Origin of the sequence: Streptomyces sp. Ru72 (assembly GCF_002920635.1) — a bacterium.
Taxonomy (GTDB): Bacteria; Actinomycetota; Actinomycetes; order Streptomycetales; family Streptomycetaceae; genus Streptomyces.
The window spans coordinates 85,496-109,140 of sequence record NZ_PQSR01000016.1 but is presented as its reverse complement, the minus strand read 5'-3'; the positions used below and the strand labels follow the sequence as shown (position 1 = coordinate 109,140).

Here is a 23,645-nt window from a genome sequence, read left to right as displayed (position 1 = left end):
TTCTCCAGAGGCTAGGAGGGCAGGGGGCGGGAATGCTCGCGGATTTCGGACCACGGGGCTCAGCGCAGCGCCACCGCCTCGATCCCGAGCAGCCGCGACAGCGCGCGCTCGCCCTCGCCCGTGACCTTCACGGCCCGTTCGGAGCCGATGCGGACACACCAGCCCGCGTCCAGGGCGTGCCGGCACAGCGCGGCACCCGCGACACCCGCGAGATGGGGGCGGCGCTCGGTCCAGTCGAGGCAGGCTCGGGCGAGGGGCCTGCGGCCCTTGCGGTCGAGGCGGATGCCGGCGGTGCCGAACCAGGCCAGGCCCGCGTCGGTCAGCGCGAACCCGGTGTCCTGACGCAGCAGTCCCCGGGCGGTCAGCGCGTCCGTGACGGCGATGCCGAGCCGCCCCGCGAGGTGGTCGTAGCAGGTGCGGCCGCGGGCCATCGCGGACCCGGCACTCGCCTCCCGCAGCGTGCGCGGACGTCCGGCCCCGGCGTCCGGCACCACGTGCGCGGCGAGGTCCTCGACGATCTGGGCGACCCGCGCGTCGGCGAGCCGCACATACCGGTGCCGTCCCTGCCGCTCCTCGGTGAGCAGCCCGCCCGCGACGAGCCTGCCCAGGTGCTCGCTCAGCGTCGAGGCCGCGACGCCGGCGTGCCGCGCCAGCTCACCGGCGGTCCACGCCCGGCCGTCGAGCAGCGTCAGCAGACAGGCGGCGCGCGTCTCGTCGGCGATCAGCCCCGCGAGCCCCGCGAGCCCGGCCGCCGCACCGTCCTTCCTCGTCGTCATGAGCCCAGCATCGACCACGGACACTTCGGTGCGCACCGAAGTGTCCTCCGCATGTCCTAGACGGGGCGCTTCACCTGCTCGTACTGCCGTTCCAGTCCGTCCAGCAGGGCGGCCAGCCCCGTCTCGAAGGCCCGTTCGTCGATCTTCTCCTGCTGCTCGGCGAGGAGGTGGGCCTGCCCCAGATGGGGATAGTCGGCCGGGTCGTACGCCGCCGCGTCGTCGACGAAGCCGCCCGCGAACGAGCCGAGCGCCGAGCCCATCACGAAGTAGCGCATCAGCGCGCCGATGGAGGTGGCCTGCGCGGGCGGCCACCCCGCGTCGACCATCGCCCCGTAGACCGCGTCCGCGAGGCGCAGGGCGGCCGGGCGGCGGCCGGGCCCGCGGGCGAGGACCGGGACGATGTTCGGGTGGTCGCGCAGCGCGGCGCGGTAGGAGACCGCCCAGTCGTGCAGCGCGGTCCGCCAGGGCCGGCCGTCCTCGAACATCGACAGATCGACCTGTGCGCTCACCGAGTCGGCGACCGCCTCCAGGATCTCGTCTTTGGTGCGGAAGTGGTTGTACAGCGACGGTCCGCTGACCCCGAGTTCGGCGGCGAGGCGGCGCGTGGAGACGGCCGCGAGGCCTTCCGCGTCCACCAGCGCCCGCGCCGTGGCGACGATGCGGTCGGTGCTGAGGAGCGGCTTGCGCGGTCGGGCCATGGCGCACATAGTAGGGCTGCACAGGGAAACTAGCAGTGCTAATTTAAATGTGCCGCATTCAATGATCTGCACGAGGGGTGACACGTCGTGAACCTGGAGCTCAGCGAGGAGCAGGTGGCCGTGCGACGGCTGGCCGAGGAGTTCGTGACCCGCGAGATCGCCCCGCACGTCGTCGACTGGGACCGGGCCGAGGAGGTGGACCGTGCGATCGTCAAGAAGCTCGGCGAGGTCGGCTTCCTCGGGCTCACCGTCGACGAGGAGTACGGCGGCTCGGGCGGCGACCACCTCGCGTACTGCCTGGTGACCGAGGAGCTGGGTCGCGGCGACTCGTCCGTGCGCGGAATCGTGTCCGTCTCGCTCGGCCTGGTCGCCAAGACCATCGCCGCCTGGGGCACCGAGGAGCAGAAGCGCCGCTGGCTGCCGGGGCTGACGTCCGGGGAGTACGTCGGCTGCTTCGGGCTCACCGAGCCGGGCACCGGCTCCGACGCGGGCAACCTCACCACCAGCGCGGTACGCGACGGCGACCACTACGTGATCAACGGCGCCAAGATGTTCATCACCAACGGCACCTGGGCCGACGTCGTCCTGCTCTTCGCCCGTTCCACCGACGCCCCCGGCCACAAGGGCGTCTCCGCCTTCCTGGTCCCCGCCGACACCCCCGGCCTGACCCGCCGCACCGTCCACGGCAAGCTCGGCCTGCGCGGCCAGGCGACCGCCGAACTGGTCCTCGAGGACGTCCGCGTCCCCGCCTCGGCGAGGCTGGCCCCGGAGGGCAAGGGGTTCTCCGTCGCCATGTCCGCGCTCGCCAAGGGCCGGATGTCGGTGGCGGCGGGTTGCGTCGGCATAGCCCGGGCCGCGCTGGACGCGGCGGTGGCGTACGCCGGCGAGCGGGAGCAGTTCGGCAGGACCATCGCCCACCACCAGCTCGTCCAGGAACTCCTCAGCGACATCGCCGTCGACGTGGACGCCGCACGGCTGCTGACCTGGCGCGTCGCCGACCTGATCGACCGCGGCCTGCCCTTCGCCGTCGAGTCCTCCAAGGCCAAGCTGTTCGCCTCCGAGGCCGCCGTCCGCGCCGCGAACAACGCCCTGCAGGTCTTCGGCGGCTACGGCTACATCGACGAGTACCCGGTGGGCAAACTGCTGCGCGACGCCCGGGTGATGACCCTCTACGAGGGAACCAGCCAGATCCAGAAACTGGTCATCGGGCGGGCGCTGACCGGGGTCTCGGCGTTCTGAGTACCTCTTTGAGTACGCGTGCGGATGTGCCGGCGCCGCCGTGCGCCGACCCTGGTCCACATGAGTGAGACTCCGGTCAGACAGCAGAACACGGCCGCGTTCTACGGGCAGGCCGTGGCGTCCTTCGCCATCGCCCTGGTGGCCACCGCCGTCGGGATCTTCCAGCTGCACGCCGACGCCTGGGTGCGGGCCTTCCTCGGGATCGCCGTCCTGTACCTGGTGACCTCCGCCTTCACCCTCGCCAAGGTGATCCGGGACCGCCAGGAGGCCGGGCAGATCGTCAGCCGGGTGGACCAGGCCAGGCTGGAGAAGCTGCTCGCCGAGCACGACCCCTTCGAAAAGCTCTGAGCGGGCACGCTAAGCGCCCGCTCACCTTCGGAGGTATGGTGTTCGTCCTGCCAGTGGAAGGGGCGAGCGATGAGTACGGCGGAGGAGACAGCCGGCGGCGAGATGGAGCCGTGGGCCGAGGTGACCCCGGACGCGGCGCGGCGGCTGCTGGTCGCCGCGGTCGAGGCCTTCGCCGAACGCGGCTACCACGCCACGACGACCCGTGACATCGCGGGACGCGCCGGTATGAGCCCGGCCGCGCTCTACATCCACTACAAGACCAAGGAAGAGCTGCTTCACCGCATCAGCCGCATCGGTCACGACAAGGCACTGGAGATCCTGCGCACGGCGGCCCGGCGCGAGGGCAGCGCGACCGAGCGGCTCGCCGGCGCGGTGAGCTCCTTCGTCCGCTGGCACGCCGGGCGGCGCACCACCGCGCGGGTCGTGCAGTACGAACTGGACGCGCTCGGCCCGGACGCCCGCGCCGAGATCCTGGCCCTGCGCCGCCAGGTGGACGCCGAGGTGCGCGGGATCGTCGAGGACGGCGTGGCCGCGGGCGAGTTCGACGTGCTGGACGTGAAGGGGACGACGCTGGCCATCCTCTCCCTGTGCATCGACGTCGCCCGCTGGTTCAACGTCGACGGGTCCCGGACCCCCGAGGAGGTCGGCGCGCTCTACGCCGACCTCGTGCTGCGGATGGTGGGGGCACGGAAGTAGGCGCCCCCACCCGAACCGGGGTCAGAGGTAGTAGCGTGCGACCGATTCGGCGACGCACACCGGCTTGTCGCCGCCCTCGCGCTCCACGGTGAAGGCGACGGTCACCTGTACGCCGCCCTGCACCTCCTCGACGCCGGAGATCGTCGCGGTGGCGCGCACCCGGGAGCCGACCGGCACGGGCGCGGGGAAACGGACCTTGTTGGTGCCGTAGTTGACGCCCATCTTCACGCCCTCCACCTTGATCAGCTGCGGCCCGAACAGCGGGAGCAGCGACAGGGTGAGGTACCCGTGCGCGATGGTGGTCCCGAAGGGGCCCTGGGCCGCCTTCTCCGGATCCACATGGATCCACTGGTGGTCGCCGGTCGCCTCCGCGAACAGGTCGATCCGCTTCTGGTCGATCTCCAGCCAGTCGGTGTGCCCCAACTGCTCGCCCACCGCCGCCTTCAGCTCGTCGGTGGACGTGAAGGTCCTCGGCTCTGCCATGTTCCCGGCCTCTCGCGTCACGAAATCACGATGTCTAAGCAACTGCTTAGCATGGTCGGGTGCGGCACCGGTGTCAACGGACGACGCCTGTGCCGCGGTGGGTAGGCTCTGGAAGGTGCCCCAGATCCCGGAGAAGATCCACGAGCTGACCGTCGGCCAGTTGTCCGCCCGCAGCGGCGCCGCCGTCTCCGCCCTGCACTTCTACGAGTCCAAGGGCCTGATCAGCAGCCGCCGCACCGCGGGCAACCAGCGCCGCTATTCCCGGGACGCACTGCGCAGGGTCGCCTTCGTGCGAGCGGCGCAACGGGTGGGCATCCCGCTTGCCACGATCCGCGAGGCACTGGCGCAGCTCCCGGAGGAGCGCACACCCACCCGCGAGGACTGGGCCCGCCTCTCCGCGGCCTGGCGCTCCGAACTGGAGGAACGCATCAAGCAGCTGAGCCGCCTGCGGGACCACCTGACCGACTGCATCGGCTGCGGGTGCCTGTCCCTGGAGACGTGCGTACTGTCCAACCCGGACGACGTGTTCGGCGAACGGCAGTCAGGCTCCCGCCTGATGGTGGAACGCCGCAAGCGGTAGCCCCCGCCGCCCTGGGCCGTCATGCCTCCCCGGGAGCCTCGACGGTCCGGGGGCCCACGACAGCCCTGGTGGGCGCCGGGGCTGCTCCCTGCTCGAAGAGCCGGGCGGAGGCGCCCCGCAGGCGCCGCTGCGCACATTCCCCCGGCGCACCCCCGCGCCGGGCACCCGTCGGCCCCCGGCTCACCTCTGCGCCCTGTCCCGGTGGGTCACGAGCCGCTGACAACGGGGGTGCGGCATCCCCCGGCGCACCCCCACGATCCGGTCCCTAGGCCGACACGAGCAGCCGTGCGCGCCTGGTCCGCGCCAGGGCCGCGGGTGTCAGCACGTGAGACGGCACCAGGATGCCGCAGTCCGTGCAGACCGGGCCCGACGACGGCTCATGGGCCAGGTCGTATCTCCAGGTGAGGCGCTCACCGGCGCACACCGGACACGATGAGCCCGGATCGCGCTCCAGTGCGGCGATGAGCCGGCGCAGCACCTCCGCCAGCGGTTCATGAGGGTGGACCCGCGGGTCGTCGCACCACGCGACCCCGAAGCCGCCCCACGTCAGCCGGTGCCAGTCGTCCACACTGCCCGGCCGGCGCAGTCCGTCGTGCTTCTCCTTCCTGCGGCGCTCCGTGAACTCGGCCTCGTAGGTGAGCCACACGGACCGGGCCTCCTCCAGTTCCTCCAGTGCGGCCACGAGCCGCACCGGATCGGGGGAGCGGTCCTCGGGGCCGAACCCGGCCCGGGAGCACAGATGGTCCCAGGTGGCCCGATGCCCGTAGGGGGCGAACTTCTCAAGGCACTTGCGCAGTGAGTAGCGCCGTAGTGCCAGATCGCACCTCGGATCACGGACCTGTCTCGCCAGACTCCGGAAACCGGCCATCGCCCTGCACCTCCGTCACAACTGCACTTGTACTTCGGTCACTTCGGCGTCGTCCTGGGGACGTCGCCGAATAGACGTATCGACACGCGATTCGGCTCCATCGGATTTCCGGTGACCTCCAAAAGCACTTGCCGGACGGTTGAAAAACTGACGCATGTTCATCTTCAATCGCGGGGATACCGGCGGTAACGTCCGCCCGCCACTACCCCGTCGGGAGGAGCTGCCATGCCACGGCGCACCCCACGCACCGCCCTCGACAGACTGAGAACTCCTCGCAGAACCCCCAAGTTCCTCAAGGCCGCGTCGATATGCGTGCTCATCGCGGGGCTTTTGTCCCCGACCGCCGCGGCCACCGCCGAGGCGGCCGCGAGCACCTCGGAGGCGACCGCGTCGAACGACTACTGCGGCGGCCGGTGTTCGGACATCCTCCCGCCCGGCGAGAACGGCAACGCAACCCTCGCCCAGATCCTGCTCAACCAGGCCTTCGGTACCCAGCCCAACCATGCCGAGGACCAGCTCGGCCCCTACGCCAACCTGGCCACGGGCTACTCCTCGCTCACCGACGCGAAGATCAACAGCTTCTTCAACGACGCCTCGTTCGGCGTCCCGTCCGACCAAGTCGCCTCCACCGAGAAGCCCGCCGGTCGCGGTGACGTGACGATCGTCCGCGACAAGAAGACGGGCGTCCCGCACATCACCGGTACCACCAGGTACGGCACGGAGTTCGGCGCCGGGTATGCCGCGGCTGAGGACCGGCTGTGGCTGATGGACGTCTTCCGGCACGTGGGCCGCGGACAGCTCACCTCCTTCGCGGGCGGCGCCGCCGCCAACCAGGGCCTCGAACAGGAGTTCTGGCGCAACGCGCCCTACACCGAGGCCGACCTCCAGGCACAGATCGACAACGCGGTGGCCGCCGCCGGCGACCGCGGCAAGCAGGCCCTCGCCGACGTGAACGCCTACCTGGCCGGCGTCAACGCCTACATCGACGCCTCCGACTCCGGCCGCTACTTCCCCGGCGAGTACGTCCTGACCGGCCACAAGGACTCCATCACCAACGCCGGCACCATCGAGCACTTCAAGGTCACCGACCTGGTCGCGCTCGCCTCCGTCATCGGCGCGCTCTTCGGCTCCGGCGGGGGCGGCGAGGTCAACAACGCGATCTCCCTGCTGGCCGCCCAGTCCAAGTACGGCGTGGAGGAGGGCACCAGGGTCTGGGAGTCCTTCCGTGAGCGCAACGACCCCGAGGCCGTCCTCACCGTCCACAACGGCGAGAGCTTCCCGTACGCGACCAAGCCGGCGAGCCCCCAGGGCGAGGCGCTGCCCGAGGCGGGCTCGGTGACGCAGGAACCGCTCGTCTACGACCGCACCGGCAGCGCGGCGACCTCGAGCGCGGCCCGCGCGTCGAAGACCGCGGCCACGACCGCCCTGACCTCCGCCAGGCGCGGCATGTCCAACGCCCTGGTGGTGAGCGGCAAGTACACCGCGAGCGGCCACCCCATCGCCGTCTTCGGCCCGCAGACCGGCTACTTCGCGCCGCAGCTCCTCATGCTCCAGGAGATCCAGGGACCCGGCATCAGCGCCCGCGGCGCCTCCTTCGCGGGCCTGAGCATGTACGTCGAACTGGGCCGCGGCCAGGACTACTCGTGGAGCGCCACCACCTCCGGCCAGGACATCATCGACACCTACGCGGTCGAGCTGTGCCAGGACGACTACCACTACCTGTACCACGGCACCTGCACCGCCATGGACAAGGTGGAGCAGAAGAACTCCTGGTCACCCACGACCGCCGACTCGACGCCGGCCGGCTCCTACACGATGCGGGTGTGGCGCACCAAGTACGGGCCCGTGGAGTACCGCGCCACGGTCGGCGGCAAGAAGGTCGCCTACACCACCCTGCGCTCGTCCTACCTGCACGAGGCCGACTCGATCATCGGCTTCCAGATGCTGAACGACCCCGACTACGTCAAGGGGCCGAAGGACTTCCAGAGCGCGGTCCAGCACATCAACTACACCTTCAACTGGTTCTACGCCGACTCCCAGCACACCGCGTACTACAACAGCGGCGACAACCCGGTGCGGGCCAGCGGTGTCGACGCCGAGTTCCCCGTATGGGCGCAGGCGGCGTACGAGTGGCGCAACTGGGACCCGGCGACCAACACGGCCGACTACACCGCGCCGTCCCAGCACCCCAACTCCATCGACCAGGACTACTACATCTCCTGGAACAACAAGCAGGCCAAGGACTACACGGCCGCTCCCTGGGGCGAGGGCTCCGTCCACCGCGGCAACCTGCTCGAGGACCGGGTGAGGAAGCTGGTCGCGGCCGGCGGGGTGACCAGGTCGTCCCTGGTGAAGGCGATGGCGGACGCGGCTCTCGCGGATCTGCGCGCCGAGGATGTGCTGCCGAGACTGCTGAAGGTCGTGGGCAGCTCGCCCGTGACCGATCCGACGGCCGCGGCGGCGGTGGGCAAGCTGCAGGCGTGGGTGTCGGCGGGCGCCCGGCGCACCGAGACCTCGGCCGGCTCGAAGACGTACGCCGACGCCGATGCCATCCGCATCCTGGACGCCTGGTGGCCGCTGCTGGTGAAGGCCGAGTTCCAACCGGGCCTCGGCAGCGACCTGTACACCGCCTTCGGCAACAACCTGCCGATCGACGAGTCCCCGTCGGCCGCGCACGGCCCGACCGGCTCGCACGCCGGAAGCTCCTTCCAGTACGGCTGGTGGAGCTATGTCGACAAGGACATCCGGGCGGTCCTCGGGGAGCCGGTGCAGGGCCCGCTCGCACAGAAGTACTGCGGCGGCGGCAGCCTGAGCGCCTGCCGCGACGTCCTGATCAGCACGCTGAAGCAGGCGGCGGGCATGACCGCGTCCCAGGTCTACCCGGGCGACGACCAGTGCTCGGCCGGTGACCAGTGGTGCGCCGACTCGATCGTCCAGCGCACCCTGGGCGGCATCAAGCACGGCAGGATCAGCTGGCAGAACCGGCCGACGTTCCAGCAGGTGGTGGAGTACACCTCACACCGGTAGGCCGCGAGATGACGTGCGGCGGCGGGTCAGCTCACCCGGCCCGCCGCCAGCACCACCCGGGCCAGTTCCGGATGCACGATGTCGCTGTGCGCGCCCGCCGGCGGACCGCCGTGGCAGACCACCGCGCAGGCGTCGACGTTGACGCAGCCGGACGTCGGCAGTCCGCCGCCGAGCGCGTCGGCGAGCGTCATGCCGCGCGTACCGTCCACCGCCTGGACCCCGTCGTGCCCCATCGCCCCCCAACGGGGGCCCAGGAGCCGGCCGATGTCGAGGTTCGCCGTGAAGCCCCCGGCCAGCGACCGGTCGTCGTCCGCCATCCGGGACGCCAGCGGGTAGAGCGTGCCGAGCGCCGAGTCGAAGTGGGAATAGCAGCACACCAGGGGACCGTCGACCCGGTTCTGCTGCCCGTCCAGCACACCGCTGGTGTGCGGGTCCTCCGGCAGCCGGGCCGCGAAGGCGTAGTGGGAGAAGGCGCCCTGCAGCAGCGTCACCGACTTCACCGTGCGCACCCCCTCCGGCAGCCCGCGCAGCGCGAACGACACCAGCCGCCCGCCGAAGCTGTGCCCGACCAGGTGCACCCGCACCCCCGGCGCCGCCTGCGCCAGTTGCCCGATCACCTGCCCGAGCCCCCGCTCGCCGACCGTCCCCGCGCGCCGCTTCATCGCGTAGTACGTGGCCTGTCTGAGCAACTCGCGCGCGCCGTCCCACACGCCCTTCGGCGTGAACGAGAACCCCTCCGGGGGCTCCCCGCCGGCCGACTGGACCTGCTCCAGCGCCCGAGCGAAGCTCCGGCACACCTCGGCCGTGTCCCCGGTCATCATCCCGGGCTCGTCCTCGGGCGCCCCCTGGGCCAGCGTGTCCGCGGCGAACGCTGCCTGCGGCCCCTGCGGCCGCACCTCCACCAGCAGCCGCACCAGCCGCCCGAACTCCTCCAGCGAGGCACCGTCGTCCGGATGCTGCTCCAGCAGCCGTGAGAGCTGCTCCACCACGGTCGCGCGGCCGGGGAACACCTCGAGCAGCGCGTGGCGGCTGTCCTTGTCCAGCAGCGGAGCCGCCGGCACCTCGACCGCGACCGACGGCGGGAAGTGGGGGATCGGCTCGTCCGCGAACATCATCGACGGCCAGATCACCCCCACGTACCCGAGGCGGGCCCTGGGCGCGATCAAGGGCACCGGCGCGAAGAAGCTGCTGTAGAGCCGGGTGGCGCCGGAGCGCTGGTTGTTCCAGCCGTGCGCGAAGACCAGCAGGTCGCGGACTTCCCGCCGTGTCACCTCCGTCAGCAGCCGGTTCCGCTCCGGCCCGTCGACGTCGCCGTCCGCGTCGAAGGTCAGCTCCCAGTAGGGACTCACGCTCACTGCCGGTACCGCCATGACGGGCCCCCTTGCCCCGAGGTCGAGCGCGTTGCGCGCAGTGCGCGCATCGTCCTGCGGGCGGCCACGGTTGGCCATACGTCACGCTCATCCGTACAGCAGGTACTCCCTGCGGATCCGCCGGAAGGCGGCCAGTTCGTCCTGCCACGCCGCCACCACCTCGTCGGCCGTGGCGCCGGCGTCGATCATCGTGCGCACCCGCGCGGAGCCCGTGAGCTTGTCGATCCAGGCGTCGGAGCGCCAGGCGAATCCGCTCCACACCTTCTTCGCGGTCACGAGCAGCGCGATCCCGGTGCGGACGGGGTCGTAGGCCGCCCGGTCGTGGACATGGATCTGCACTCCACCGATCGTCCTGCCCTGGGACTTGGAGAAGGCGGGTGTGAAGTACGCCTCCCTGAAGTGCACGCCCGGCAGCTCCAGTCGCTCCGCTTCCGCTGCCCACCGGCCGTCGACGCCCTCCGCGCCGAGGAGTTCGAAGGGGCGGGTGGTGCCGCGTCCCTCGGACAGGTTCGTGCCCTCGAACAGGCACGTCCCCGAGTAGACCAGCGCGGTGTCGGGTGTCGGCATGTTGGGGCTCGGTGGCACCCAGGGCAGCCGGGAGGCGTCGTAGAAGTCCGACCGCCTCCAGCCGGCCATCAGGACGGTGTCGAGCGGCACGGGCGAGGTCAGGAACTCCCCGTTGAACAGCCGCGCCAGCTCCGCGACCGTCATCCCGTGCGCCTGCGCGATCGGCTGCCGGCCGACGAAGGTCGCGAACTCTCTGTGCAGGACCGGGCCGAGGGCGGCGCGTCCGGTCACCGGGTTCGGCCGGTCCAGGACCATGAACCGCTTGCCCGCGAGGGCGGCGGCCTCCATGCAGTCGTAAAGGGTCCAGATGTAGGTGTAGAAACGGGCGCCCACGTCCTGGATGTCGAAGACGACGGTGTCCACACCGGACGCGGTGAAGATGTCGGCGAGCGGCCGGCCGGCCTTCAGGTACGTGTCGTAGACGGGAAGCCCGGTCGCCGGGTCGTCGTAGCGGCCCTCCGAACCGCCGGCCTGGGCTGTGCCTCGGAAGCCGTGCTCGGGCCCGAAGACCGCGACCAGGTTCACCCTGGGGTCGTCGTGCATCACGTCCACGATGTGGCGCACGTCCCTCGTCACGCCCGTGGGATTGGTCACGACGCCGACCCGGCGGCCCGCCAGCGGCGCGTAGCCGTCCGCCGCCAGGCGTTCGAAACCGGTGCGCAGCCGCCCGCCGCCGGCCCCGGACGTTGCGGGGAACGGCACGGCCGCCGCCGTGGTGGCGGCGAGCAGCCCTCGTCTGGACAGCCTCATGCGATGACCTCCCTGCTCGATGGAACTGTCATGCCCGCGTAATGGCCGGCGAAGCAGCCTCTTCCCTGTTACATACCGACTGGTTAGTCTGGCCGCCGTACAGAGCCGACGGCAGCAGAGCCGGTGCGTGTCGCGTCGAAGGAGACCGATGGTGGAAGCCGTGCAGGATGCGGGAGTGGTCGTCACCGGGGCGGGAGGCGGCATCGGGGCCGCGCTGGCCCGCCGCTTCGCCGCCGAGGGGGCCCGGGTCGTCGTCAACGACCTGGACGCCGGGAAGGCGAAGGCCGTGGCCGACGAGATCGGCGGCATCGCCGTCCCGGGTGACGCCTCCGCGATCGTGTCGCAGGCGCGGGACGCCCTCGGCGGGACGATCGACGTCTACTGCGCCAACGCGGGCCTCGGCTCCGGCGGCACCGAGGCCGCCGACGAGGAGGTCTGGGCGCGGGCCTGGGACGTGAACGTGATGGCCCACGTCCGCGCCGCCCGCGAACTCCTGCCCGCCTGGCTGGAGCGCGACGCGGGCCGGTTCGTCTCCACGGTCTCCGCCGCCGGACTGCTCACCATGATCGGCGCCGCCCCCTACAGCGTCACCAAGCACGGCGCGTACGCCTTCGCCGAGTGGCTGTCCCTGACCTACCGCCATCGCGGCCTGAAGGTCCACGCGATCTGCCCCCAGGGCGTCCGCACCGACATGCTGACCGCCTCCGGCACCGCCGGGGAACTGGTGCTGGCACCGACCGCGATCGAACCCGACGACGTCGCCGACGCCCTGCTCAAGGGCATCGAGGAGGACCGGTTCCTGATCCTGCCGCACCCCGAGGCCGCCGCCTACTACCAGGCGCGCGCCACCGACCCGGACCGCTGGATGACGAGCATGAACCACATCCAGCAGAAGTGGGAGGCCGGCCGGTGACCGCCTCCCGCTACGCCGCCAAGCCCTGGCTCGCCCTCCTCGACGACGCCCAGCGCGCCCCGGTCAGCCCCGCCGACTCGCTCCCGCACGCCCTGCGCCAGGTGCCCCCCGACCGCACCGCCCTGGCCTACTTCGACGGCCGGATCAGCTACGCCGAACTGGACGCGCTGACCGACTCCGTCGCCGGGTTCCTCGCCTCGCGCGGTCTGGAGCGCGGCGACCGGGTCGCGATCCTGCTGCAGAACTCCCCGCACTTCGTGCTGGCGCTGCTCGGCGCCTGGAAGGCCGGCGCCACCGTCGTGCCCGTCAACCCCATGTACAAGTCCGGGGAGGTCACACACGTCCTGAAGGACGCCGAGGTGACCGCCCTGGTGTGCTCCGACCGCGCCTGGGAGTCGTATCTGCGGGACACGGCCGCCGCATCGCCCGTGCGGATCGTACTGACCGCCTGCGAACGGGACCTCCAGACCCGTGACGACGCACGTGTGCTCAGCTTCGAACGGCTGGAGCAGGCCGCCGACGCCGACGACCTGGTCGCCGTCGCCCGGCAGGGCCACAAGGCGCCCGAGGGCCGCGACCTGGGCCCGTCCGACATCGCGCTGATCAGCTACACCTCGGGCACCAGCGGCACCCCGAAGGGCGCCACCAACACGCACGGCAACATCATGTACAACGCCGAGCGGCAGCGCACGGGCCTCGGCCTGCCCGAGGTGCCCGTCTACTTCGCTCTGGCGCCGCTGTTCCACATCACCGGGATGGTGTGCGAGCTGGCGGCCTGTCTCACCAGCGGCGGCACGCTCGTCCTCGCCTACCGGTTCGAGCCGGGCGTCGTCCTCGACGCGTTCGCCGAGCACCGCCCGCACTACACCGTCGGCCCCTCCACCGCCTTCATGGCGCTCGCCGCCCACCCGTCCGTCACCCCGGACCACTTCTCCTCCTTCCGGGTCATCTCCTCCGGTGGCGCGCCGCTGCCGCCCGCCCTGGTGGAGAAGTTCCGGGACGGTTTCGGGCCGTACATCCGCAACGGCTACGGACTGACCGAGTGCACCGCGCCCTGTGCCTCGGTCCCGCCCGGCCGGGAGGCCCCCGTGGACCCGGTCTCCGGAACCCTGGCGGTCGGCGTGCCCGGGCCGGACACGGTCGTCCGCATCGTCGACGAGCGGGGCGAGGAGGTGCCGTTCGGCGAACAGGGCGAGATCGTCGTCCGCGGCCCCCAGGTCGTGCCCGGCTACTGGCGGCGGCCCGAGGCCACCGCCGAGACCTTCGCGGACGGCGAGCTGCGCACCGGCGACATCGGGTTCATGGACGAGCGGGGCTGGCTGTACGTCGTGGACCGCAAGAAGGACATGATCAACGCGTCCGGCTTCAAGGTGTGGCCTCGGGAGGTCGAGGACGTCCTCTACACGCACCCGGCGGTGCGCGAGGCGGCCGTCGTGGGGGTGCCGGACGGGTACCGCGGCGAGACCGTCAAGGCGTACATCAGCCTGCGCCCGGGGGCCGAGACGGACCCCGACGCGCTCGCGGCGTACTGCAAGGAGAGACTGGCAGCCTACAAGTACCCGCGCCAGGTGGAGGTCCTGCCCGAGCTGCCGAAGACGGCGAGTGGCAAGATCCTGCGTCGGGAACTGCGTTCCCGCCGGGAGTGAGCCGAAGGGGCTCGAGCGCTCCGGAGGCGAACGACCCGGGAAAAGGCGAAGACGCCCCCAGTAGTCATCATCGGAAAGGCAGGTGGCGGCAGTGCCCAGAACGACGGACGGGGACGGGACGCCGGTCCCCCAGCGGCTCCTGGCCGCCGCCACGCGGCTCTTCGCCGAGCAGGGCTACGACCGCACGTCCGTGCAGGAGATCGTCGAGGCGGCCGGCGTCACCAAGGGAGCGCTGTACCACTACTTCGGCTCCAAGGACGATCTGCTGCATGAGGTGTACGCGCGCGTGCTGCGTGTCCAGCAGGAGCGGCTCGACGCCTTCGCGGACGCCGACGAGCCGGTGGAGAAGCGCCTGAGGGACGCGGCGGCCGACGTCGTCGTCACCACCATCGAGAACCTCGACGACGCGATGATCTTCTTCCGGTCCATGCACCACCTCAGCCCGGAGAAGGACAAGCAGGTCCGCGCGGAGCGGCGCCGCTACCACGAGCGGTTCCGGGCGCTGATCGAAGAGGGCCAGAAGGAGGGCGTGTTCTCCACCGCCACCCCGGCCGACCTGGTCGTCGACTACCACTTCGGTTCGGTGCACCACCTGTCGACCTGGTACCGCCCCGACGGCCCGCTCAGCCCCCGAGAGGTCGCCGACCACCTGGCGGACCTGCTGCTGCGGGCGCTGCGGCCCTGACCTCAGGGGTCAGTACACCCAGCCGATCGACGCACATGGGTGAGGGGCGGACGCCGCGGCGTCCGCCCCTCACCCATGCCTCACAGGTACTTCTTCAGCTCCCGCCGCGCGAGCGACCGCTGGTGGACCTCGTCCGGGCCGTCCGCGAGTCGCAGGGTGCGGGCCGCCGCCCAGAGTTCGGCCAGCGGGAAGTCCTGGCTCACCCCGCCCGCGCCGTGCAGCTGGACCGCCTTGTCGATGATGTCGACGACCGTGCGCGGAGTGGCGATCTTGATGGCCTGGATCTCGGTGTGCGCGCCCTTGTTGCCCACCGTGTCCATCATCCACGCCGTCTTCAGCACCAGCAGCCGCAACTGCTCCACGGCCACGCGCGCGTCGGCGATCCAGTTGTGCACCACGCCCTGCTGGGCGAGCGCCTTGCCGAACGCCGTACGGGACACCGCCCGCGTGCACATGAGCTCGATCGCCCGCTCCGCCATGCCGATCAGCCGCATGCAGTGGTGGATCCGGCCCGGGCCCAGCCGCGCCTGGGCGATGGCGAACCCGCCGCCCTCCTCGCCGATCAGGTTGGCCACCGGCACGCGCGCGTGATCGAAGACGACCTCGGCGTGACCGCCGTGGTAGTGGTCCTCGTAGCCGTACACCTGCATCGCGCGCTTCACCGTGACACCCGGCGTGTCGCGCGGGACCAGCACCATGGACTGCTGACGGCGGATGTCCGGCCCGTCCGGGTCCGTCTTGCCCATCACGATGAAGATCTTGCAGTCGGGGTTCATCGCCCCGGAGATGTACCACTTGCGGCCGGTGATGACGTACTCGTCGCCGTCCCGCTCGATGCGCGTGGTGATGTTGGTGGCGTCCGAGGAGGCCACCTCCGGCTCGGTCATCGCGAACGCCGAGCGGATCTCCCCGGCCAGCAGCGGCTGAAGCCACTGCTTCTTCTGCTGCTCGTCGCCGAACTGCGCGAGCACCTCCATGTTGCCGGTGTCGGGCGCCGCACAGTTCGTCACGGTGGGCGCGAGCTGCGGGGAGCGGCCGGTGATCTCGGCGAGCGGGGCGTACTGGAGGTTGGTGAGCCCGGCGCCGTACTCGGCGTCCGGCAGGAAGAGGTTCCACAGGCCCTGCCGGCGCGCCTCGGCCTTCAGCTCCTCGACGACCGGCGGGGTGTCCCACGGCGAGGCGAGCCGCGCGCGCTGCTCGTGGGCGACGGCCTCCGCCGGGTGGACGTACTCGTCCATGAAGGCGAGCAGCTTGGCGCGCAGCTCCTCGGTGCGCGCGTCGAACGCGAAGTCCATGACGGATCAGCCTTCCTGCAGGGTGGTCAGGCCGTGCTCGATGAAGACGGGCACCAGCTCGCCGATGCGGTCGAAGCCCCGCCCGACCGTCTGACCGAGCGTGTAGCGGTAGTGGATGCCCTCGAGGATCACGGCGAGCTTGAACCAGGCGAAGGCCGTGTACCAGGAGACGGCGGAGACGTCGCGCCCCGAGCGGGCCGCGTACCGCTCGATCAGCTCGGCCGGATCGGGGTGACCCGGGGCCTCGGCGGTCGTGGAGACGGGGGAGTCGGGCGTGCCGAGCGGCACGCTGTACATCACCAGCAGGCCCAGGTCGGTCAGCGGGTCGCCGAGCGTGGACATCTCCCAGTCCAGGATGGCGGTGATCCTGTCGTCGTCACCCAGGAGAACGTTGTCCAGGCGGTAGTCGCCGTGGATCACGGCCGGCGCGGGGGAGTCGGGCAGCGCGCGGCCGAGCGCCGCGTGCAGCTCGTCGATGCCGGGCAGCTCCCGGTTGCGGGAGGCGTCCAACTGCTTTCCCCAGCGGCGCAGTTGACGGTCCAGGAAGCCCTCCGGACGGCCGAAGTCCGCGAGACCCACCGCTTCGGGGTCCACCGCGTGCAGCTCGACCAGCGTGTCCACGAGGCCGAGGATCGCGTTCCGGGTGCGCTCCGGGCCGAGCGGCCCCAGCTGTTCGGCGGTGCGGTAGGGGGTGCCCTCGACGAAGTCCATCACGTAGAAGGGGGCGCCGAGGACCGACTCGTCCTCGCACAGCAGCACCGGGCGCGGCACCGGCACCGGCGTGGGGTGCAAGGCGCTGATCACCCGGTGCTCGCGCCTCATGTCGTGCGCGGTGGCCAGGACGTGGCCGAGCGGGGGACGGCGTACGACCCACCGCGCCGCGCCGTCCGAGACGGCGTAGGTGAGGTTGGACCGCCCGCCCTCGATCAGCCGCCCGGTCAGGGGGCCGTTCACCAGGCCGGGCCGCTCGGCGTCGAGCAGGCCGCGCAGCCGGCCGAGATCGAGACCCGGCGGGTGGTCTGGGCTCATCGTTGCTCCTCACGTGCGACGTGCGCGGAAAACAGGACCTGCCTCATGATGCCGACCGGTCGGTATGTCGTCCAGTGTGCGGGGCGAACGTGATCGGCGCCACGGTGCCATCGTGGCGCCGGCGGTCATCGGTGTCACGGCGGCGGGGCGCCGCCGCCGTGACCCGAAGCGGCCTCACGCGTGGCTGGCCATCATCTCCCCGCCGTTCATGACCGCCATGTCCCGGAACGCGGGCAGCGGATCGACAGGCGCCCCCTCGGCCAGGCCGTCCAGCTCGGCGTAGGCGCGGTGCAGGTTGGCCACCAGCCGCTCGCTCTCCCGCCACTCGGCGAACTCCCCGAGATCCGTGGACCGCGCCGCCTCAAGCGGCGTGCGCCCCGCCGCGTGGTGCTTCTGCGCGACCTCGGCGACGAACCGCAGATAGCGCTCCGTACGGTCGAACGCCGACGGATCGGTCACCGGCCCGTGACCGGGCACCACCGTCTCGGCGCCGAGCGCGCGCAGCCGTTCCAGCGCGCGCAGGGAGCCGCTGAGCGACCCCATCAGGAAGAACGGCGTCCCGCCCTCGAAGACCAGGTCGCCGGTGAACAGCACGCGCCGGTGCGGCAGCCAGACCACCGAGTCGCCGACGGTGTGCCCGACGCCGGGATGGATCACCTCGGCGTCCACCGCGCCCGCGTGCACCGTCGTGTGGTCCCGGTACGTCAGGTCGGCACCCTGTATCCGGACGTCCCCGTAGTCGATCGCGGGCCAGATCAACGGCAGGTTGTGCCCGGCGGCGAGCGCTTCCCGGCGGCAGTCGGTGTGCGAGACGATCATCGCGGCCGGCGCGAAGAAGGCGTTGCCGTAGGTGTGGTCGCCGTGGTGATGGGTGTTGACCACGACCCGCGGCGCGGGGGCGCCCGTCGCCGCGATCGCCGCGCCCAGGGCACGGGTGCGGCGCTCGGTCGCGGTGGTGTCCACCAGCAGGGTGGCCGTCCCGTCGCTCACGAAGCCGGCGTTGTTCAGGCACCAGCCGCCGTCCGGCTGGACATAGGCGTGTACGTCGTCGGCGAGTGCGACCGTGTACGGATCAGCCGCGGCCATGGAACCCCCTGTTTCGTTGCCAACTGGTGCCGGACAGCCTGCCAGTCGACAACGAGCCTCCCGTGCCGGGGGTTCCTCTCAGCGTCCTCCGTCGGTGCCTTCAGAACACCAGGGCCGCCGCGCACACGGCCAGCGCGGCCGTGCACAGGGTCGCGGCCGCCGCCTGGCGGGGCGTGAGCCGCGGGGGGTGGCCGGGCTCGGCGGCCGCCAGGGCGTGGATGCGGCGCCCGGCCAGAGCCAGGAAGCCGAGCCAGAGCAGGCAGCACAGCGCGACGGCGACGAAGCCGCCCGTCGTCCTGCCGTGCAGTGCCGTCTTCGCGGCCAGGACGGCGGCCACGGTGCAGGACAGGGTGGTGCGGCGCCATGCGAGCCGGGTGCGCTCCGGCTGGAGCCCCGGGTCGCGCTGACCGGCCGGGGCGCTCATCCGGCCCAGCCGCCGACGACGACCACGACCATGGCGACGGCCACCACGGCGATGGCGAGGCTGAGCACCGCCGGGAAGCGGGAGGCGGGAAGGTCCTCGCCGCGCCGCATCGCCCGCTCGCAGCGCACCCAGTGGTTGACGGCCCGCAGCGAGCACAGCACCCCCGAGCCGAGCAGCGCGAGGGCGAGCCCCACGCGCCAGGCCCAGCGCAGGCCGGGCAGGAACTGGTCCACGGCGAAGCCGCCGCCGATCAGCGCGAGCGCGGTGCGCAACCAGGCCAAAAAGGTGCGCTCGTTGGCCAGGGAGAAGCGGTAGTCGGGCGTACGGCCTTCCTCACGGACCTCCTGGGGCGCGAACCACAGCCGGACGTTCCGTACGAATTCGATCACGGCAGGACCCTACCGGGGGCGCCGTGCCGCGCCTCAGGCGGTGGACCGGCGGTACTCCTTGAGCCGCCGGTAGGCGGCGAGCCCGTCCGGGACCCACTCCCACTGCGACAGCCGCCGTTCCACCTCGTCCTCGGGCAGGAAGGCGTGCCAGGCGACCTCCTCAGGCTGGGGGTTCACCGGCAGGTCGCAGCGGACCTGGTAGACCGAGGACCACCAGGTGCGGCCGGCGCCGTCGTCGTACAGGAACTTGAACAGCGGCTCGGGCCGGGGCAGTCCGCTGACGCCGAGTTCCTCCTCCGCCTCGCGCAGGGCGGCGTCGTCGTAGGTCTCTCCCGCGCCGACGACGCCGCCGACGAACATGTCGTAGAGGGAGGGGAACACGAGTTTGGTCGGGGTGCGACGGTGCACGAAGACCCGCCCGTCGCCGTCGCGCGCCAGCACGAACACGCACCGGTGCCGCAGCCCCCGCGCGTAGGCCTCGCCGCGCGGCGACTGCCCGACGACCCGGTCGTCCTCGTCCACGATGTCAAGAAGCTCGTCAGCGGCACTCATACGGCCATCCAACCAGGCGTTCCCGCCCGCCGGCCGCCGAGGTTTCGCTCTACGGCCCGTCGCAAGGGGCCGCCGCCGCAAGCGGACGACCGTCCCGTCCCGCCCCGGCCGACGCCCAGTTCTCACCGGGTCTGCAGATCCTTCTCCTGTTCCACTTCCCCCAACCCCCGCGGCATCGCCGGGTGCAACCCGAGCAGCACGATGCCCAGCACGATCGCCGCGAGGCCGGAGGCCTCCCAGGCGAGCGCTCCCGTGTCGGTACGCAGGCGGTCGCCGAGGAAGCCCACCCCGCAGGCGATCCCGGCCAGCGGCTGGGCCGCGGTCAGGGCCGGCAGGGACATCCTGAGCGGCGCCGTCTCGAACGCGCTCTGCACCAGCACCAGTCCGGTCACCCCGAGCACGAGCACCCCGTACGGCTGCCAGCCCGTGACGAACTCCGTCCACCCGCCCGTCGTCAGACGCTGCCCGCTGACCCGGGTGAGCGCGTCCTGCACGCCGTACAGCAGACCGGCCGCCAGCGCCAGCAGCAACGGTCCGGTGATCATCCTGGACCTCTTCGCGTACGTCGTCAGCACCAGTGCCGCGCCGACCATCGCCCCGATGATCACCCAGTGCCGCACCGGATCGGTGACCGCGTCGCCCGCTCTGGGCCGGCCCGCCACGATGAACGCGGTGACGCCGCCGGCCAGCAGCACCAGGCCGGCCCAGCCCTGACGGCCCAAAGGCTGCTTGGTCTGCCAGCGGGAGAGGGCGAGCGCGAACAGCAGGTTCGTGGCGACCAGCGGCTCGACCAGCGAGATCTCGCCCTGGGACAGCGCGACGGCGCTGAGGATCATGCCCGCCACCATCAGGCCGATACCGCCGAGCCAGCGCGGCACCCTCATCAGGTCCAGCAGCAGCCGGGGCGAGAGGAAGTCGCTGAGCGGTGCCTGCTGGGCGGCGTTCTGCTGCAGGACGAACCCGGTGCCCAGACAGAAGGCCGCGCTCACGGCGAGAGCCAGAACCAGTACCGACACGCTGCGCACCTCAATGATTCAGCGGGGTCACGGGATGCGTATCACGCTGACTGTAGCGCTCGCGGCTGTGACCTGCCCGTGCTTGACAACTTCTCGGCATGCTCCCGCTCGTACGTCACGCCGGGTGACCGCACCTCCGCCCGGCGCCGGGAACGCCTCAACAACCCTGCTCGGAGCCCCTTTCCGTCCCCGGTGGGCATCCGCTGCCGCGCGGCGGCGCACGCGTCCGCGCGGCGGACGACGTGAGTTTGCCGACAGCGGCGAGTACCCGGAAACATGCGGTTGACGCCGTCACTCTTCTGCCGAAGGATCTGACCCGTCAGTAACAAGGAGACGGACCGGTCGTCACCGTGAGAGGACGGGCGCATGGCCTACGACGCTGATGTCATCGTGATCGGGGCAGGCCTCGCCGGGCTCACCGCGACCGCCGAACTGGTGGACGCCGGCCGGAAGGTCATCCTGCTCGACCAGGAACCCGAGCAGTCGATGGGTGGCCAGGCGTTCTGGTCCTTCGGCGGCCTCTTCTTCGTGGACTCCCCGGAACAGCGGCGCCTGAGGATCCGCGACAGTCACGCGCTCGCCCTCCAGGACTGGATGGGCACGGCCGCCTTCGACCGCCCCGAGGACCACTGGCCGCGCAAGTGGGCCGAGGCGTACGTCGACTTCGCGGCGGGCGAGAAGCGGGCCTGGCTGCACGGGCAGGGCGTGCGTTTCTTCCCGGTGGTCGGCTGGGCCGAACGCGGCGGCTACGACGCCACCGGGCACGGCAACTCCGTCCCCCGCTTCCACATCACCTGGGGGACGGGGCCCGGGGTGATCGCCCCGTTCGTGCGGCGGGTGCGGGCCGGGGTCGCGCGTGGCCTCGTCGAACTGAAGTTCCGTCACCGCGTCACCGGCCTCGCCCGCAGCGCGGGCGCCGTCGACACCGTCACCGGCGAGATCCTGGAGCCCTCGGACGCGCCGCGGGGCAAGGCGAGCAGCCGCACGGTCACCGGCGCCTTCGAGTTGCGGGCCCAGGCGGTGATCGTCACCTCGGGCGGTATCGGCGGCAACCACGACCTGGTCCGCGCCAACTGGCCCAGGCGTCTCGGCAACCCCCCGGAGCGCATGGTCTCCGGTGTGCCCGCGCACGTCGACGGCAGGATGCTCGGCATCGCCGAGGAGGCGGGCGCCCGTCTGATCAACCGCGACCGGATGTGGCACTACACCGAGGGCCTGCACAACTGGAACCCCGTCTGGGACAACCACGGCATCCGCATCCTGCCCGGCCCGTCCTCCCTCTGGCTTGACGCGCGCGGCCGACGGCTGCCCGTCCCGCTCTTCCCCGGGTTCGACACCCTCGGCACGCTCGAGCACATCATGAAGACCGGGTACGACCACACGTGGTTCGTGCTCGACCAGAAGATCATCGGCAAGGAGTTCGCGCTCTCCGGCTCGGAGCAGAACCCCGACCTCACCGGCAAGTCGATCCGGGACGTGATCGTGCGGGCCCGCGCGGACGTGCCGGGCCCGGTCAAGGCCTTCATGGACAACGGGGTGGACTTCGTCGTCGAGAAGGACCTCGGGGCGCTGGTGCGCGGCATGAACGCGCTCACCAAGGAACCACTCATCGACGAGGCCGAGCTGCGCCGCGAGATCGTCGCGCGCGACCGGGAGATCCTCAACCCCTTCACCAAGGACCTCCAGGTGACCGCGATACGCGGGGCCCGCCGCTTCCTCGGCGACCGGCTGATCCGTACGGCGGCGCCGCACCGCATCCTGGACCCCGGGGCGGGCCCGCTGATCGCGGTGCGGCTCAGCATCCTCACCCGCAAGACGCTCGGCGGCCTGGAGACCGACCTGTCCTCCCGGGTGCTGACCGAGGGCGGCGACCCGCTGCCGGGCGTGTACGCGGCGGGGGAGGCGGCGGGCTTCGGCGGCGGCGGTGTGCACGGCTACCGGTCCCTGGAGGGCACGTTCCTCGGCGGCTGCCTGTTCTCGGGACGTTCCGCCGGACGGGCGGCGGCCAAGGCGGTCGGCTGAGCGGGGCGGTGGGCCGAGCGCACGAGGGGCGGGAGCAGTCGCACCCCGAGTACCGCCCCGCCCAGCGTGCTCGCGCACGTCGCGTGTTCAATCCCCTTGCCTCCAAGCGCGGTTGACACGTGTAGGGCATCCGGTACGCCCTTGACGCAGCCCGTCGGGGAAGGGTTTGCTGTGCGTGACCGCACTCTGATGAGCCGCGTTCGGTAAGGAATCACCGCGGTGCCACCCCCACCCCCACCGGCGTTCGGCCGCGCCCGCAAGCGCGCGGACCGGCTCTTCGACGCCGCGCTCGACGACACGGAACTCATCGCTGCCCGGGCCTCGCTCGCCCGCGGACGATGGGCGACCGTGCGCGCCCTGCTGGCCGCGACCCGGGACGACTGGGACCGCCGCGGCCACCGCGTCACCGTCCTCGCGCAGGAGTCCACGGCGCTCGCCTGGGCGCGCGACTGGCAGCTCGCCGAACCGGAGTCGCCCTGCGCGGCCGCCCTCGTCGCCCACGCCGTCGTCCACCGCGCACTGAACGGCAAGGAGAGCCCGGACGCGGCCCGCGAGGCCTGCCGGGCCGCCGCCGCGCTCGCCCCCGAGGACCCCACCCCGTGGCTCGGTCTGCTGATCCTGGAGCGGTCGCTCGGCACCGAGCAGGACGTGGTCCGCCTCTTCGACGAGGTGCGCGCCCGCTACCCGGACCACCACCACGCCCACCACCTGGTGGTCGCGCGGCTCGCCGAGCGCCGCGCCGACGCCGGCCAGGACCCGCTGCACGAGGTCTACGACTTCGCCAACTGGGCCGCCGAACAGGCTCCCGCCGACTCGCCGCTCGCCATCCTCCCGGTCGTCGCGCACGCCGAGCGCTACCGCGTGCTTGCCGCCACGGGCAGCGAGCCGCCCGACCCCGTGGCCTCCGGGCACTGGGTGGGGCGGCGCGCCCGCCAGGTGATGAAGGCGGCGTTCGACTGGTGGCTGGAGTGGGAGCGCGACGACCACCCGCGCCGACATGTCGACCTCAACTTCCTGGCGCACGCCAAGTTCTGCGAGGGCCGGGGCGCCGAGGCCGCCGCCCTGTTCCATCGCATCGGGTCGTACGCGACCCCGGCGCCGTGGTCGTACCCCGACCGCGACCCGTACACGGCGTTCTGTACGGCGCGCGACACGGCGTTGGGTACGGCGTGACGACACCGACGGC

At 71.8% G+C, this 23,645-nt stretch carries 23 protein-coding genes; 10 read left to right on the top strand and 13 right to left on the bottom strand.

Going from position 1 to position 23,645, the window contains the following annotated elements; all coding sequences use genetic code 11:
- Positions 1 to 59: 59 nt before the first annotated feature.
- Entirely contained in the window at positions 60 to 776 is a 717-nt protein-coding gene (locus tag C3488_RS10860) for a helix-turn-helix transcriptional regulator (protein ID WP_103839162.1), read from the bottom strand.
- A gap of 56 nt (positions 777 to 832) precedes the next feature.
- A complete protein-coding gene (locus C3488_RS10855) occupies positions 833 to 1,474 on the bottom strand; it encodes a TetR/AcrR family transcriptional regulator (RefSeq protein WP_103839146.1) in 642 nt (213 codons plus the stop codon).
- An 87-nt stretch (positions 1,475 to 1,561) separates the two neighbouring features.
- Between C3488_RS10855 and C3488_RS10850 the strand changes: the two genes are divergently transcribed.
- From C3488_RS10850 to C3488_RS10840, 3 genes are all read left to right on the top strand, one after another.
- Positions 1,562 to 2,713, top strand: coding sequence for an acyl-CoA dehydrogenase family protein (locus C3488_RS10850; RefSeq protein ID WP_103839145.1), 1,152 nt, complete (start codon positions 1,562 to 1,564; stop codon positions 2,711 to 2,713).
- Positions 2,714 to 2,773: 60 nt separating this feature from the next.
- Positions 2,774 to 3,061, top strand: coding sequence for a YiaA/YiaB family inner membrane protein (locus C3488_RS10845; protein ID WP_103839144.1), 288 nt, complete (start codon positions 2,774 to 2,776; stop codon positions 3,059 to 3,061).
- 69 nt (positions 3,062 to 3,130) lie between these two features.
- Positions 3,131 to 3,757, top strand: a complete 627-nt coding sequence (locus C3488_RS10840) for a TetR/AcrR family transcriptional regulator (RefSeq protein ID WP_103839143.1) — start codon at positions 3,131 to 3,133, stop codon at positions 3,755 to 3,757.
- Between the two features lie 21 nt (positions 3,758 to 3,778).
- Here C3488_RS10840 and C3488_RS10835 read toward each other — a convergent pair whose 3' ends face one another.
- The gene (locus tag C3488_RS10835; protein WP_103839142.1) at positions 3,779 to 4,240 is read right to left on the bottom strand and encodes a MaoC family dehydratase; all 462 of its coding nucleotides are present in this window, start codon (positions 4,238 to 4,240) and stop codon (positions 3,779 to 3,781) included.
- 115 nt (positions 4,241 to 4,355) lie between these two features.
- On the opposite strand from C3488_RS10835, the gene soxR reads away from it, so the two are divergent.
- Positions 4,356 to 4,820: a redox-sensitive transcriptional activator SoxR gene (gene soxR, locus C3488_RS10830; protein WP_103839141.1), complete on the top strand. Its 465-nt coding sequence runs from the start codon at positions 4,356 to 4,358 to the stop codon at positions 4,818 to 4,820.
- A 265-nt stretch (positions 4,821 to 5,085) separates the two neighbouring features.
- Here the strand turns inward: soxR and C3488_RS10825 are convergent, their stop codons facing one another.
- Entirely contained in the window at positions 5,086 to 5,688 is a 603-nt protein-coding gene (locus C3488_RS10825) for a hypothetical protein (protein ID WP_103839140.1), read from the bottom strand.
- A gap of 225 nt (positions 5,689 to 5,913) precedes the next feature.
- Here C3488_RS10825 and C3488_RS10820 point away from each other — a divergent pair, with 225 nt between their 5' ends.
- Entirely contained in the window at positions 5,914 to 8,715 is a 2,802-nt protein-coding gene (locus C3488_RS10820) for a penicillin acylase family protein (RefSeq protein ID WP_103839139.1), read from the top strand.
- A 26-nt stretch (positions 8,716 to 8,741) separates the two neighbouring features.
- On the opposite strand, the gene C3488_RS10815 is transcribed toward C3488_RS10820, so the two are convergent.
- Together C3488_RS10815 and C3488_RS10810 are read right to left on the bottom strand one after the other, a co-directional pair.
- Positions 8,742 to 10,085 carry a serine-threonine protein kinase gene (locus tag C3488_RS10815; protein WP_103839161.1) on the bottom strand — a complete coding sequence of 448 codons (1,344 nt, stop codon included), beginning with the start codon at positions 10,083 to 10,085 and terminating at the stop codon, positions 8,742 to 8,744.
- A gap of 87 nt (positions 10,086 to 10,172) precedes the next feature.
- A complete protein-coding gene (locus C3488_RS10810) occupies positions 10,173 to 11,402 on the bottom strand; it encodes an exo-beta-N-acetylmuramidase NamZ domain-containing protein (protein WP_103839138.1) in 1,230 nt (409 codons plus the stop codon).
- A 148-nt stretch (positions 11,403 to 11,550) separates the two neighbouring features.
- Here C3488_RS10810 and C3488_RS10805 point away from each other — a divergent pair, with 148 nt between their 5' ends.
- From C3488_RS10805 to C3488_RS10795, 3 genes are all read left to right on the top strand, one after another.
- Positions 11,551 to 12,315 carry an SDR family oxidoreductase gene (locus tag C3488_RS10805; protein WP_103839137.1) on the top strand — a complete coding sequence of 255 codons (765 nt, stop codon included), beginning with the start codon at positions 11,551 to 11,553 and terminating at the stop codon, positions 12,313 to 12,315.
- Entirely contained in the window at positions 12,312 to 13,961 is a 1,650-nt protein-coding gene (locus C3488_RS10800) for a class I adenylate-forming enzyme family protein (RefSeq protein WP_103839160.1), read from the top strand. Before C3488_RS10805 ends, C3488_RS10800 begins: the two co-directional genes overlap by 4 nt.
- 91 nt (positions 13,962 to 14,052) lie before the next feature.
- Positions 14,053 to 14,646, top strand: coding sequence for a TetR/AcrR family transcriptional regulator (locus C3488_RS10795; RefSeq protein WP_103839136.1), 594 nt, complete (start codon positions 14,053 to 14,055; stop codon positions 14,644 to 14,646).
- A gap of 80 nt (positions 14,647 to 14,726) precedes the next feature.
- Here C3488_RS10795 and C3488_RS10790 read toward each other — a convergent pair whose 3' ends face one another.
- The 7 genes from C3488_RS10790 to C3488_RS10760 all read right to left on the bottom strand — a co-directional run bounded on the left by C3488_RS10790 (position 14,727) and on the right by C3488_RS10760 (position 20,437).
- Complete coding sequence (locus tag C3488_RS10790) at positions 14,727 to 15,941, bottom strand: acyl-CoA dehydrogenase family protein (RefSeq protein WP_103839135.1); 1,215 nt, start codon at positions 15,939 to 15,941, stop codon at positions 14,727 to 14,729.
- Between the two features lie 6 nt (positions 15,942 to 15,947).
- Positions 15,948 to 16,970: a phosphotransferase family protein gene (locus C3488_RS10785; protein ID WP_103839134.1), complete on the bottom strand. Its 1,023-nt coding sequence runs from the start codon at positions 16,968 to 16,970 to the stop codon at positions 15,948 to 15,950.
- Positions 16,971 to 17,144: 174 nt separating this feature from the next.
- Complete coding sequence (locus C3488_RS10780; protein WP_103839133.1) at positions 17,145 to 18,056, bottom strand: MBL fold metallo-hydrolase; 912 nt, start codon at positions 18,054 to 18,056, stop codon at positions 17,145 to 17,147.
- 100 nt (positions 18,057 to 18,156) lie between these two features.
- Positions 18,157 to 18,480 carry a DUF202 domain-containing protein gene (locus C3488_RS10775; protein ID WP_103839132.1) on the bottom strand — a complete coding sequence of 108 codons (324 nt, stop codon included), beginning with the start codon at positions 18,478 to 18,480 and terminating at the stop codon, positions 18,157 to 18,159.
- Positions 18,477 to 18,869 (bottom strand): YidH family protein, encoded by a 393-nt coding sequence (locus C3488_RS10770; protein ID WP_103839131.1) that lies wholly within the window; start codon positions 18,867 to 18,869, stop codon positions 18,477 to 18,479. The genes C3488_RS10775 and C3488_RS10770 overlap by 4 nt, the downstream gene beginning before the upstream one ends.
- A 33-nt stretch (positions 18,870 to 18,902) precedes the next feature.
- Positions 18,903 to 19,421, bottom strand: a complete 519-nt coding sequence (locus C3488_RS10765) for an NUDIX hydrolase (protein WP_103839130.1) — start codon at positions 19,419 to 19,421, stop codon at positions 18,903 to 18,905.
- Positions 19,422 to 19,543: 122 nt separating this feature from the next.
- On the bottom strand, positions 19,544 to 20,437 hold the full coding sequence (locus tag C3488_RS10760) for a DMT family transporter (protein ID WP_103839159.1): 894 nt from the start codon (positions 20,435 to 20,437) through the stop codon (positions 19,544 to 19,546).
- Between the two features lie 366 nt (positions 20,438 to 20,803).
- On the opposite strand from C3488_RS10760, the gene C3488_RS10755 reads away from it, so the two are divergent.
- Complete coding sequence (locus C3488_RS10755) at positions 20,804 to 22,459, top strand: FAD-binding dehydrogenase (RefSeq protein WP_103839129.1); 1,656 nt, start codon at positions 20,804 to 20,806, stop codon at positions 22,457 to 22,459.
- Between the two features lie 219 nt (positions 22,460 to 22,678).
- Complete coding sequence (locus C3488_RS10750) at positions 22,679 to 23,632, top strand: hypothetical protein (RefSeq protein ID WP_103839128.1); 954 nt, start codon at positions 22,679 to 22,681, stop codon at positions 23,630 to 23,632.
- Positions 23,633 to 23,645: the final 13 nt, after the last annotated feature.